At 64.4% G+C, this 12,266-nt stretch carries 13 protein-coding genes; 9 read left to right on the top strand and 4 right to left on the bottom strand.

The genetic code is table 11. The features are described from left to right. The first annotated feature begins 174 nt into the window (after positions 1–174). The 3 genes from ykgO (at position 175) to IVB13_RS27215 (ending at position 1,441) form a co-directional block, all read left to right on the top strand. On the top strand, positions 175–300 hold the full coding sequence (ykgO, locus tag IVB13_RS27205; RefSeq protein WP_006611362.1) for a type B 50S ribosomal protein L36: 126 nt from the start codon (positions 175–177) through the stop codon (positions 298–300). Positions 301–417: 117 nt separating this feature from the next. Further along, positions 418–1,056, top strand: coding sequence for a tetratricopeptide repeat protein (locus tag IVB13_RS27210; RefSeq protein WP_026232527.1), 639 nt, complete (start codon positions 418–420; stop codon positions 1,054–1,056). A 124-nt stretch (positions 1,057–1,180) separates the two neighbouring features. After that, complete coding sequence (locus IVB13_RS27215; RefSeq protein WP_018453420.1) at positions 1,181–1,441, top strand: hypothetical protein; 261 nt, start codon at positions 1,181–1,183, stop codon at positions 1,439–1,441. 12 nt (positions 1,442–1,453) lie between these two features. On the opposite strand, the gene IVB13_RS27220 is transcribed toward IVB13_RS27215, so the two are convergent. Further along, positions 1,454–1,636 (bottom strand): hypothetical protein, encoded by a 183-nt coding sequence (locus tag IVB13_RS27220; protein ID WP_007596968.1) that lies wholly within the window; start codon positions 1,634–1,636, stop codon positions 1,454–1,456. Between the two features lie 325 nt (positions 1,637–1,961). Between IVB13_RS27220 and IVB13_RS27225 the strand changes: the two genes are divergently transcribed. After that, positions 1,962–2,918 (top strand): alpha/beta hydrolase, encoded by a 957-nt coding sequence (locus tag IVB13_RS27225; RefSeq protein WP_247299345.1) that lies wholly within the window; start codon positions 1,962–1,964, stop codon positions 2,916–2,918. A gap of 108 nt (positions 2,919–3,026) precedes the next feature. Here IVB13_RS27225 and cycA read toward each other — a convergent pair whose 3' ends face one another. Beyond that, a complete protein-coding gene (cycA, locus tag IVB13_RS27230; RefSeq protein WP_247490917.1) occupies positions 3,027–3,422 on the bottom strand; it encodes a cytochrome c-550 CycA in 396 nt (131 codons plus the stop codon). A gap of 273 nt (positions 3,423–3,695) precedes the next feature. On the opposite strand from cycA, the gene IVB13_RS27235 reads away from it, so the two are divergent. Continuing rightward, positions 3,696–5,189 carry an FAD-linked oxidase C-terminal domain-containing protein gene (locus IVB13_RS27235; protein WP_085350117.1) on the top strand — a complete coding sequence of 498 codons (1,494 nt, stop codon included), beginning with the start codon at positions 3,696–3,698 and terminating at the stop codon, positions 5,187–5,189. Between the two features lie 53 nt (positions 5,190–5,242). Here the strand turns inward: IVB13_RS27235 and IVB13_RS27240 are convergent, their stop codons facing one another. Beyond that, complete coding sequence (locus IVB13_RS27240) at positions 5,243–5,578, bottom strand: antibiotic biosynthesis monooxygenase family protein (protein ID WP_026232528.1); 336 nt, start codon at positions 5,576–5,578, stop codon at positions 5,243–5,245. Between the two features lie 214 nt (positions 5,579–5,792). On the opposite strand from IVB13_RS27240, the gene IVB13_RS27245 reads away from it, so the two are divergent. From IVB13_RS27245 to IVB13_RS27260, 4 genes are all read left to right on the top strand, one after another. Next, on the top strand, positions 5,793–7,031 hold the full coding sequence (locus tag IVB13_RS27245) for an FAD-binding protein (protein ID WP_085361264.1): 1,239 nt from the start codon (positions 5,793–5,795) through the stop codon (positions 7,029–7,031). Beyond that, complete coding sequence (glcF, locus tag IVB13_RS27250) at positions 7,028–8,350, top strand: glycolate oxidase subunit GlcF (protein WP_018453426.1); 1,323 nt, start codon at positions 7,028–7,030, stop codon at positions 8,348–8,350. Before IVB13_RS27245 ends, glcF begins: the two co-directional genes overlap by 4 nt. Positions 8,351–8,449: 99 nt before the next feature. Next, positions 8,450–8,803: a histone gene (locus IVB13_RS27255; protein WP_083926345.1), complete on the top strand. Its 354-nt coding sequence runs from the start codon at positions 8,450–8,452 to the stop codon at positions 8,801–8,803. 414 nt (positions 8,804–9,217) lie between these two features. Continuing rightward, positions 9,218–10,222: a TorF family putative porin gene (locus tag IVB13_RS27260; protein ID WP_026232529.1), complete on the top strand. Its 1,005-nt coding sequence runs from the start codon at positions 9,218–9,220 to the stop codon at positions 10,220–10,222. A gap of 244 nt (positions 10,223–10,466) precedes the next feature. On the opposite strand, the gene IVB13_RS27265 is transcribed toward IVB13_RS27260, so the two are convergent. Continuing rightward, positions 10,467–12,230, bottom strand: coding sequence for an ABC transporter ATP-binding protein/permease (locus tag IVB13_RS27265; protein WP_247490919.1), 1,764 nt, complete (start codon positions 12,228–12,230; stop codon positions 10,467–10,469). Between the last annotated feature and the right edge of the window lie 36 nt (positions 12,231–12,266).

Below are 12,266 nucleotides of genomic sequence, written 5' to 3' on the forward strand. Positions count from 1 at the left end.
GAATTTGCTGGGTGCGATCGGGCCAGTTAACATTGACATCCGGTCCTCCCATGCCTTAAGAACCGCCCCGTCCCGGGCGGTCGGTCCGCCAGCGGGAAAATCTCATTTTGCCTCATTCGCGCGTGCCGAAACGGTAGTGCCGAACACGGCCTTTCGAACGTTCAGGATTCTGCCATGAAGGTCCGTAACTCGCTGAAATCGCTGCGCGGTCGCCATCGCGCCAACCGCCTGGTCCGCCGCAAGGGCCGGGTCTATGTGATCAACAAGGTGCAGCGCCGCTTCAAGGCTCGCCAGGGCTGATCTGGGCGGCTGATTTCGCCCTGCCTGACGCTCGCGCGCCCGCAAGACCACGGTCTCACACGAGTTTGACGCCGCCCCTGCTTTGCAAGGGCGGCTTTGCGCGTTTAGACTTCGACCATGGCAGTGAGATTCCTCTTCGCGCGCACCCTGTGTCTGGCTCTTGTGCTGGGAGCCGCCGGCCTCGCTCCGGCGCTGGCGCAGGCTGATCCGCCGGCTCCGCCCGGCAAGCAGAAGAAACTTCCGGAAGCGCCGGCCAAGCTGCCCAAGGTCGACCGCACCAAGAATCTCGATTTCCTGTTCGGCGCGCTGAAAGCTGCGCCCGACGAAGCCAGCGCCAAGCATGTCGAGGCGCGGATCTGGGCGATCTGGATCCAGACCCCGAGCGACACCGCGGCGCTGCTGATGGCGCGGGCCAAGACCGCCGTCGACGCAAAGAAGATCGAGGTTGCGATCAAGCTGCTGGATTCGGTCGTCAAGCTCAGGCCCGACTACATCGAGGCCTGGAATCGTCGTGCGACGCTCTACTACATGCAGAACGATTATGGCCGCTCGCTCGCCGACATCCGCGAGGTGTTGATCCGCGAGCCTCGTCATTTCGGCGCGCTCGCAGGCCTCGGCATGATCATGCAGGAGGTCGGCGACGAAAAGCGCGCGCTCGAAGCCTACCGCAAGGCGCTCGCCGTCAATCCGCACCTCGAGAAGATCCCCGACCAGGTCAAGGCGCTGACCGAGAAGGTCGAAGGCCGCGATATTTAGCGGACAAGTCGATCATTGCTCGAGCGAATGCGGCGCAGGCGGATTAACCACGATGACACGCGCCGCGTTACAAGGGGTGTGGATGGCACCGCCGCAGGCCTACCTTCATGGCGGGAGCACAGCCATGAAGCGTTTGATCTTTGCAGGTATGTTGCTGTTGGCGTCGGGCACGGCGAGCCTCGCCGACGGACTGTTCTGGGTGGTCGGCAATCGCGCCACCGGAAAATGCAACATCGTGACCAGCAATCCCGTGATCTTCGGCGACGTCTGGTTCGGTGACGGTCCTTACAAATCGAAGGCCGACGCCAAGCTTGCCCGTTCGACCATCCGCGCCTGTCCCGCACCCACGCCTGACGAGGAAAAGGACGAGGACAGCACGAACTAGGTCGACAGCAATCTAGTGCAAAACGCTGCCTTCGCGCTCGGCGAGGCCGCGATCGACCGCTGCGGCGTAGGCCTTTGCAAGCTCCGTCTCGAGGTGCTCGTTGATCAGCAGCAGCGCGCGCACGGCACCGCGCAGGTCACCGTGGCAGCTTGCCACGATCTCGTCGATCGCAGTATCTTTGGATCTCAGGCTCATCGAAATTCTCCGGTTCAAATCAGGATAAATCCTGCCGGTCTTCCCGCATCCCTGAGGGTTGCGAGCACGATCGGCGCCCACCTGCGTCTAAATGGCGGAACCGACCATGGCGATTATAAGGAAGCCGCGATGACGAGTGCATGAAGCTGTTTCGAAGCCTGCGTGCTCCGGGGAGCAGTATTGATTTCATTGCGTTTTTCTCGCTTGAATTATGCACATATCCACAGCCCCGGCATTTCAAGTGGAGCGCGGGGGCTCCCCGGGCGAAACTGCCGGCCGCAAGCCACGTAACTGCCCTGTGCCTTGGGTCGCCCGGATTCCGTCCATGATCGTGATGTCAGTCGTGACCGCGCTGGTTGTGCTGGCGCTGGTCACGCAGGCCGGCGTCCTCGCCGTGCAACGCGCCTTTCCACCGCAGGGCCGGATGATCGAGGTCGAGGGTGCCGTGCTTCACCTCGTCGATATCGGCCCGCGCGATTCGGGCCTGCCGATCGTGATGCTGCACGGCGCGAGCTCCAACCTCGAGGCAATGCGGCGGCCGCTCGGCGATCTCCTCGCCAGGAACCATCGCGTCATCCTGATCGACCGTCCCGGCCACGGCTGGAGCACGCGGGCGCGGCGGCAGGATTCGACGCCGGAGGTCCAGGCGCGAATGATCGATGAGGCGCTCGGCAAGCTCGGGATCGATCGCGCGGTGTTCGTGGTGCATTCCTGGAGCGGCGCGCTCGGCGCGCGGCTGGCGCTCGATCATCCCGGCCGCGTCGCGGGCCTTGTGATGCTCGCGCCCGTCACCCATCCTTGGCGCGGCGGCGTCGGCCGCTACAACGAGATCATCGCAACGCCCGTAATCGGCCCGCTGTTCGCCTACACCATAACCCTCCCGCTAGGCTATTTCCTGAGCGAGTCCGGCGCGCGCAACGTCTTCCTGCCGCAAACGATGCCGGACGGTTTCGTGCAGGACTCCGCGACGCCGTTGCTGCTGCGCCCGCGCGAGTTCATCGCCAATGCCTATGATCTGGTGTCGCTGAAGCAGGCGGTGGCTGCGCAAGCTCCGCGCTACGGCGAGATAACGGCGCCGGTCACGATCATCGCCGGCGAACCCGACAAGACGGTAAAGACCGCCATTCACGCCCGCCCGTTCGCCGCCACCGTGCAGAATGCCAAGCTGATCGTGCTGCCTGATCTCGGCCACATGGTGCAGAACGCGGTGCCCGATCTCGTGAAGACAGAGATCGAGACGATGATCGGGAAAATCGTCCCGGCGCAGGCGACCGCCGATTAGAGCGTTTTCGAGCGAAGTGGATGCCGGTTCGCGTGAAGAAAACGCGTCAAAACGAGAAGCTGGAGCTTCGGTTCAGAACCGAAGCTCCAGCGGCCGCCGTTCCCGCGCTTACTGCTTGATCTTTCCGTCTTTGTCGAACTGCGACACGTAGGCCCAGAGATTGTTGATCTCGGTCTCGTTCTTGATGCCGGCGAACGCCATCTTGGTGCCGGGGATCTTGGCCTTGGGGTCCTTGATGTATTCCTTGAACACGGCCTCTTTCCAGGTGATGCCGGAATTCTTGTTGGCGTCGGAGTAATTGTAGTCCGGCGCGGTGCCGGACTTGCGGCCGTCGAGGCCGTTGAGCTCGGGGCCGACCTTGTTCTTGGCGCCTTCGCCGATCGCGTGACAGGCCAGGCATTTGTTGAACGACGACTTGCCGGCCGCGACGTCCTGCGCCATCGCGGCGGGTGCGGTGGCAATCGCGGTGAGGATGGTCAATGCGCCAAAAATCAGTTTTGTCATCGGGTGCTCTTCGTCTCTTCCCTGGGGGCTGGTCAGTTGCATGCCTGATCGGCAACGGTCGGACCTGCCGGTTTTGGCAGGCCTGCTCGGATTGGACAAGCCGCCAAACCATGGCAGGTTTCACGATTTCCTACTTGTCCCAGAGCGAACTCGCGCAGGATCGTCGATCCGACTTTCGGACGGCCTACCCAAACCACCGCGGACGTGGTTGATTTACCGCGACAAATCGATCATGCGGCCTTGGCCGGAAGGATATGCCATGAAGGAAATGTTATGGCCATCATGATGCCCGCGAGCGACCAGGCCGTGCTCGCGCGCCGCGCCGAGATCGTGGCTGCATTGCGCGCAATCGTGCCGGGCGAAGGCGTGATCGACAGCGCCGCCGAGATGCGGGCCTATGAATCCGATGGGTTGACGGCCTATCGGCAGCCGCCGATGGTCGTTGTGCTGCCCGACACGACCGAGCAGGTTTCGCTGGTCCTGAAATATTGTGCAGGGCAGGGCATCAAGGTGGTGCCCCGCGGCTCCGGCACCTCGCTGTCCGGCGGCGCGCTGCCGCTGGAAGACGGCGTGCTTCTGGGCCTCGGCAAGTTCAAGCGCATCCGCGAGATCGATTTCGACAACCGCGCCGTCGTCACCGAACCCGGCGTCACCAACCTCGCGATCAGCCAGGCCGTCGCCCATGCTGGGTTCTACTACGCGCCGGATCCGTCATCGCAGATCGCCTGCTCGATCGGCGGCAATGTCGCGGAGAATTCCGGCGGCGTGCACTGCCTGAAATACGGCATGACCACCAACAACGTGCTCGGCTGCGAGATCGTGCTGATGAGCGGCGAGATCCTGCGCATCGGCGGCAAGTCGGCGGAAAACTCCGGCTACGATTTGATGGGCGTCATCACCGGCTCGGAAGGCCTGCTCGGTGTCATCACCGAGATCACGGTGCGCATCCTGCAAAAGCCGGAGACGGCGCGCGCGCTGATGGTCGGCTTCGCGCAAGTCGAGGCGGCCGGCGAATGCGTGGCGCGCATCATCGGCGCCGGCATCATTCCCGGCGGCATGGAGATGATGGACAAGCCCGCGATCCACGCCGCGGAGGCCTTCGTCCATGCCGGCTATCCGCTCGATGTCGAGGCCCTCCTCATCATCGAGCTCGACGGTCCCAAGATCGAGGTCGACGAGCTGATCACGCGGGTCGAGACGATTGCGAACGCTTGCGGCTCGACCACCTGCCAGATCTCGACCTCGGAAGCCGAGCGCAATCTGTTCTGGGCCGGCCGGAAAGCCGCCTTCCCCGCCGTCGGCCGCATTTCGCCCGACTATCTCTGCATGGACGGCACCATCCCCCGCGGTGCGCTGCCGAAGGCGCTGGCGCGCATCCGCGAGCTCTCGGAAAAGTACCAGCTCGGTTGCGCCAACGTGTTCCATGCCGGCGACGGCAATCTGCATCCGCTGATCCTCTACGACGCCAACAAGCCCGGCGAGATCGAGCGCGCCGAAGCCTTCGGCGCCGACATCCTGCGCGCCTGCGTCGAGTTCGGCGGCGTGCTCACCGGCGAGCACGGCGTCGGCATCGAGAAGCGCGATCTGATGCCGGAAATGTTCAGCGAGATCGACCTCAACCAGCAGCAGCGTCTGAAATGCGCCTTCGACGCGCAGGGCCTGCTCAATCCCGGAAAGGTGTTTCCGACCCTGCACCGCTGCGCCGAGCTCGGCCGCATGCACGTCCATGCCGGGAAGCTGGCATTCCCGGACATCCCCCGGTTCTAGGCGCTTGCGCCGATGGAAGGGCTTGCGATGCACGCCTCTTTCCTCGGCAATGCCTACAGCAGTCCGTATTGCGCCCGCTCGCGCTTCGCCAGCAGCGGCAGGGCTTCGCCAGCGATCCAGGTCTTGAAATGCGCGCTCTCCTGGTGCGCCTTGAATGCCGCCTCGTCGCGGAACAGTTCGTAGAACAGGAACTGGGCCGGATTGTCCTTTGCGCGCGAGATCAAGAACAGCTTGACGCCGTCCTCGCGCTGGGCCTCCGGCAGGAAGCGGTCGAGGATCGCGGCGATCTTGTCGGCCTCGCCCGGCTTCGCTTCCCATTGCGCGACGACGAGCAGGCCGCCGCCGTCGACGGCGTCGCTGAGCGATTTCTGCGTGGCATAGTGGTTCATGATGTCGTCTCCGTCGGTTGGTCTCTCGGTGCAGATTTGTAGCGATCGGCTGTCGGCTTTGGTTCGCCGGTGATCGAAGTGTCGATGTCGTGAATGCTTCGATGAGGATCGAATCTTGGCCGTGGCTCCGAGGTCGAGCCGGATCGCGCGGCAATGGCCGCTGTCGTCACGCTGCATTTGATTTTGGCGGCGAATTTCGCTACCGCCTTTGCCCGTGGATACGCTCAAGGTACGAGACGCCAAAGACGTCGAAGAGGTGGTGCGCGCGGCGATTGCCAATGAGCAGCCGCTCGAGATCATCGGCCATGGCTCCAAGCGCGGCATCGGCCACGCGATGGCGACCAACGCCGTGCTCGACGTCTCCGCGCTGAATGCCATCACCGGCTACGAGCCCAACGAACTCATTGTCACGCTCCAGGCCGGGGCGCCGCTGGCCGACGTGCTGTCGCTGATCGATGCCAAGAACCAGCAATTCGCCTTCGAGCCGATGAACACCGCGCCGCTGCTCGGCACGCCCGCGCTCGGCACCATCGGCGGCATGATCGCGGCTGGCCTGGCCGGTCCGCGCCGGATCAAGGCGGGCGGGGCGCGCGACCATCTGCTCGGGGCGCATGCCGTCTCCGGTTTCGGCGACAGCTTCAAGACCGGCGGCAAGGTGGTGAAGAACGTCACCGGCTACGACCTCTGCAAGCTTCTCGCCGGTTCCTGGGGCACGCTGTCGGTCATGACCGAGGTCACGCTGAAAGTGATGCCCAAGCCGGAGGCCGAGCGGACGCTGTTGCTGCGCGGGCTCGACGATGCCGCCGCCAACAAGGCAATGACGGCGGCGCTCGGCTCGCCCTTCGACGTCTCCGGGGCCGCGCATCTGCCGACATCGGCGTTCCGGACCGAGATCGAAGGTCTCGGCGATATCGCAGGCCAGGGCGAGGCGCTGACCGTGCTGCGGCTCGAGGGCATTGCCGCCTCGGCCGCCCACCGTGCCGGCTCGCTGCGCGAATTGCTGGCGCCGTTCGGAACCGCAATTCTCGTCGAGGACACGGCGTCAGCGGCGCTGTGGACCACGATCCGCGACGTCCTGCCGTTCGCGGCCAGTGGCGCGCTGGGGGCCTGGCCGGTCTGGCGGATCGTCTGCCCGCCGGCGTCGGGCGCGGCGCTCGGGACCCTGCTGGCGCGCGAGACCGGTGGCGACGTGATCTACGATTGGGGTGGTGGACTGATCTGGGCGGCGGTGCCACCGAAGCCGGACGCGCATGCTCGGGCCGTGCGCGAACGTACGAATGCCGCCGGCGGGCACGCCACGCTGATCCGGGCGGCCGAGGACATCAGGCGCGCGATCGATGTATTCCACCCGCAAGCCCCTGGCCTTGCCGCGTTGAGCGAGCGGGTCCGCGCCAGTTTCGATCCGAAGATCATCCTCAACCGGGGGCGGCTGACGCGAGGCACTGCCGCATGAAGACCGAATTCTCACTCGCGCAGCTCGCCGATCCCGACATCGCGGAAGCCGACAAGATCCTGCGCGCCTGCGTCCATTGCGGCTTCTGCACCGCAACCTGTCCGACCTATGTGCTGCTTGGCGACGAGCTCGATAGCCCGCGCGGCCGCATCTATCTGATCAAGGAGATGCTGGAGAAGGACCAGACGCCGACGGCCGAAGTGGTCAAACATGTCGACCGCTGCCTGTCGTGCCTGGCCTGCATGACGACCTGCCCCTCGGGCGTGAATTACATGCATCTGGTCGATCAGGCCCGGGTCAGGATCGAGCAGCGTTACGAGCGGCCGCTCGCCGAGCGGCTGCTGCGCCGAGTGCTGGCCTTCGTCCTGCCGCACCCGCAGCGTTTCCGCGCCAGCATGTGGCTGGCGCGGCTGGCCCGCCCGCTGGCCGCGTTCCTGCCGACGCCGCGGCCGTCGGCGACGCCCGGCCTGGTTCTGCGCCTCAAGGCGATGCTGGCGCTGGCGCCGGACCGGCTGCCGCCGCCCGGGCCCGCCGCCGGCAGTGTGTTCGCGGCACTCGGCAAGAAGCGCGGCCGGGTCGCGCTACTCCAGGGCTGCGCCCAGCAGGTGCTGGCGCCGCGCATCAACCAGGCCGCCATCAGTCTCCTCACGCGCCACGGCATCGAGGTCGTCCTTGTCAGGGACGAGCAGTGCTGCGGCGCCCTGACCCATCACCTCGGCGACGATCAGGACGCATTGGCACGGGCTCGCGCCAATGTCGCGGCGTGGCGCGCGGAAGCGGCCGGCGAGGGGCTCGACGCCATCCTGGTGACGGCGTCAGGCTGCGGCACCGTGATCAAGGACTACGGCTATCTTCTGCGCGAAGACGCTGCGTTTGCCGCCGATGCGGCGAAGGTCTCTGCGCTCGCCAAGGACATCACTGAATACGTCGCCGGCCTTGGACTCGCGGCCACGACGCGACAGGACAACATCGTCGTCGCTTATCACTCTGCGTGTTCGTTGCAGCACGGGCAGAAAATCACGGGCCTTCCGAAAGAATTGCTTTCCAATAACGGATTCGTGGTGAAAGATGTGCCGGAGAGCCATTTGTGTTGCGGTTCGGCGGGGACTTACAACATTCTCCAGCCCGAGCTTGCGGGCCGGTTGCGCGATCGCAAGGTCGCCAACATCGCGAGCGTCAAGCCGGACATGATTGCCGCAGGCAATATCGGCTGCATGGTGCAGATTGCCAGTGGCACGTCAGTTCCGGTCGTACACACGATTGAGCTTCTCGATTGGGCTACGGGCGGGTCGCAGCCGGCATTGAACGCGCAAGACTGAGCTTTCGAAGACTAAGCTTTCGAGGGCTGAGCTTTCGTCCGGAGGTAACGGCTGAAGACACCCGATCGACCATTGTTCGGCGGCAACAGGAGGATCACGATGGCGAAAGCGAAGAAGAAAAAAAGCAAGAAGGCCAAAAAGGCCAAGAAGGCAGTAGCGGCGAAGAAGACCTCAAAGAAGGCAGCCAAGAAGTCCGCGAAGAAATCCGCGAAGAAGTCTGCCAAGAAGGCTCCAAAGAAATCTGCGAAGAAGGCCGCGCCAAAGAAGGCCGCTAAGAAGGCTGCGCCTAAGAAGGCCGCCAAGAAGGCTGCGAAGAAAGCGGCGCCGAAGAAGGCGAAGGCAGCTCCGAAGCCGTCAACGCCGGCAGCTCCGGCTCCCGAGCCTGCCGCCGAGACAAGCTGGGCGATGCCTTCGTCTTCTGCGGACACGACACCGGCCGAAGGACAAGGTTAGGCCCAAGGTCAGGCCAAAGGCTGGATCCAATCCGACGACCATGATCGGCAACAGGAAGGCCGCAGCGGCGATGCTGCGGCCTTTTTGCATCGGCGCGCCGGCGCGCGGGGATGATCTCGTCGGGAAGCAGCCTGATTCGTGGCACGGGCAGCACGGTACCGCCGGACCCGTACTAACGCGGGCCTCCCAGTGCACTTTGGAATGCAAATAATGTGATCGAGAAGACACACGGGCTGACAACCTTTCGTGGAATCGTCAGAACGCCCAAAAAGTCGGCAGATGCCCGCGTTTTTTGCTTCACGGTTTGCCTCACCCCATCCAGATTGCCGCAGTTACGAAATTTGCAATCAGGTCGAGCGTTCCGGGGGCTTCCGGGATCCGGCTGGGGTCTTAGAACTGGTGATGGGGATCGAAATGAAAAAAGTGGCTTTGTTGGCAACGGCGCTGGCAATGGTGACGGGCTCGGCTTTCGCGGCAGACATGCGAGTGAAGGCACTGAAGGCCCCGCCGGTGGTCGCGTTTGATCCCTGGGATATCGCCTTCGGCGGCGCCATCATGAGCGACTACATCTTCCGCGGCGTCACGCAGTCGAACCACAAGCCGTCGGTCGCGGCCTATTTCGAGCCGCGCTACAACGTCAACAAGGACCTCCAGCTCTACGTCGGCGTGTCCGCCGAAAGCATCTCCTTCGCCAATCGCGCTGCTGCTGAAGTGGACATCTACGGCGGTATCCGCCCGACCTTCGGCGCCTTCGCCTTCGATATCGGTGTCTGGGGCTACCTGTATCCGGGCGGCAGCTGCGCCGACAACGTGCTCACCGGCGGCATTCCGGGCGGCAACGTCTGCGGCGTCAGCACGACCACTATCTTCCTCGCCGACGGCAACGTCATGAAGAAGGACGTCAGCTTCGTCGAAGTCTACGGCAAGGTGAACTACACCATCAACGACAGCTTCACGGTCGGCGCGACCGAGTACTACTCGCCGAACTTCCTGAACTCGGGTGCCTGGGGCAACTACGCTTCGTTGACCGCCAAGTACACGGCGCCCAGCACGGCCTTCGGTGCTTCCGGCATGGGCATGTACGTCTCGGGTGAGTTCGGCCGGCAGTGGTTTGGTACTTCGGACGCCTTCTACGGCACCGGCGTCGGCACCGTTTTCGCCAACGGTATCCCCTACAAGGACTACAACACCTGGAACATCGGCATCGGCTTCACCTACAAAGTGTTCACGCTGGACCTGCGTTACTCCGACACCGACCTGAACAAGGGTGATTGCAACGCCTTCACCAGCGCCTTCAACGCCACCGGCACCACCAACGTCACCGCGATCAATCCGGGCGGCGCTGGCTCCAACTGGTGCGGCGCGGCCGGCATTGCCAAGCTGTCGTTCGACCTGACGGCCATGAGCAACCTGAAGTAAGCTTCTTCCCGAAGCGACTTGATGAGGGCGGCAGGGCAACCTGCCGCCCTTTTGCTTTGGGGCTTTGGGGCGTAGGCCAGGGGGCCCGCATGGTTCGAGACGGCCGCCTCCGGCGGGCTCCTCACCATGAGGGGTCACAGATCTCACCGCGAGGACAGACCTCATCCTGAAGGCCGAAAAAGGCGGGCGTCTCGAAGCACGGCCGCAACCAAGGGCCATAGCCTCAGAGCTTCGTCGGGCCGTCTCAGCGTGCCGCGCTCGGCTCCTTCTCGACCGGCACACCACCGTCACCGAGGACGTGGATCGCGCCGTGCTTCACCATCGTCACCTTGCGGGTATGGAAGGCTTCCAGCGTCGAGCGGTGGCCGATCGAGACGAGGGTGGCCTGTGGCAGCTTCTCCGCCAGCAGCCGGTACAGGCGGGCCTCGGACGGCTCGTCCAGCGAGGCCGTGGCCTCGTCCAGGAACAGATAGTCCGGCGCGTGCAGCAGCGCGCGGGCGAGCCCGAGGCGCTGCTGCTCGCCCAGCGACAGCATCCGGTTCCAATGACCGTCCTCCTCAAGCCGCTCGGCGAGGTCGAGCAGGCCGACCGCGATCAGCGCGTCCCTGACGCGTGCAGTTTCAAATGCGCCCGGCGCGGCCGGATAGACCACCGCGTCGCGCAACACGCCGACCGGGAAATAGGGGCGCTGGGGCAGCATCATCAGCTTCGCTTTTTCCGGGACGAAGATGGTGCCGGTGCCGAACGGCCAGATGCCGGCGATGGCGCGGAACAGCGTCGACTTGCCGGAGCCCGACGGTCCGGTCACCAGCACGCGCTCCGGCGTCTGGACGGAGAAGGCGTCGGTGGCGACCAGCGGCGTGCCGCTCGGCAGGTTCACGCAGAGCTGTTCGAGGGTGATATTGCGATTGCCGCCGGCGGCCTTGAGGGCGATCGCAGGCTCGTGCGGCGGCAGGTGCGCGGCCGCATCGACCGACATCTCGAAGCCGTCGAGGCGGGCGACGATCGAGCGCCATTCCGCCAGCGATCGGTACGCCGTGACGAAGAACGACAATGCGCCCTGTACGCTCGAGAAGGCGGAGGCGGTCTGCATCATGTCGCCAAGCTGGATCTTCTTGGCGAAGAAGGCCGGCGCCACCAGCACGTAGGGAAAGATCACGGCGGCCTGCTGATAGCTCGCGGTGAACGCGGTGAGGCGCTTGGTGCGGCTCATGATGGCATACCAATTGCCGATCACGAAGCCGAAGCGGTCCAGCAGCCGGCCGCGCTCGGCGCCTTCGCCCTTGAGCAGCGCGATCTGCTCGGAATTCTCGCGGACGCGGACGAGGTTGAAGCGGAAGTCGGCCTCGAAGCGCTGCTGCTCGAAATTGAGATTGACCAGCGGGGCACCGATCCAGTGCGTCAGCGCGGTGCCGAAGATCGCGTACACCAGCGCGCCCCAGCACAGATATCCGGGGATCATGAGGTCGGCGCCGAACAGGTGCAACGGCGCAGCGTTGGAAAGCCCCCAGAGGATGATCACGAAGGAGAACAGCGTCACGATCGACGAGAGCAGGCCGAGCCCGATGGTCAGGGTCTGCTCGACGAAGTTCTTGACGTCCTCGGTGATGCGCTGGTCCGGGTTGTCGGCCGCATCGCCCTTGAGCTGCATGCGGTAGTGGGTGGCGCCTTGCAGCCATTCGCCCAAATAGTGCCGGGTCAGCCATTGCCGCCAGCGGATCTGGAGCCACTGGTTCAGGTACAGCTTGTAGACCGCCAGCGCGATGAAGGCGGAGGCGAGGCCGATGAAGATCCAGATCTCCCTGACGAAGCTATCCCAGTCACTTGCCTGCAGTGAGCTGTAGAACCGGTTCTGCCATTGATTGACCAGGACGTCGATCGCGACCAGCGCCAGCTCCATCGCGATGACTGCGGCAAGCAGGCCGCGGCCGGCCCATTTGTCCTCCGACCGGAAATAGGGGGCGGCGATTCGCCAGACGATCGCGAGCGTGGCGCTGATGTTCTTCACAGAGCTCTGTCTCCTGAGGGATGTGCACAACTGCCC

Source organism: Bradyrhizobium sp. 17 (assembly GCF_023073515.1).
GTDB classification, from domain to species: Bacteria; Pseudomonadota; Alphaproteobacteria; order Rhizobiales; family Xanthobacteraceae; genus Bradyrhizobium; species Bradyrhizobium canariense_D.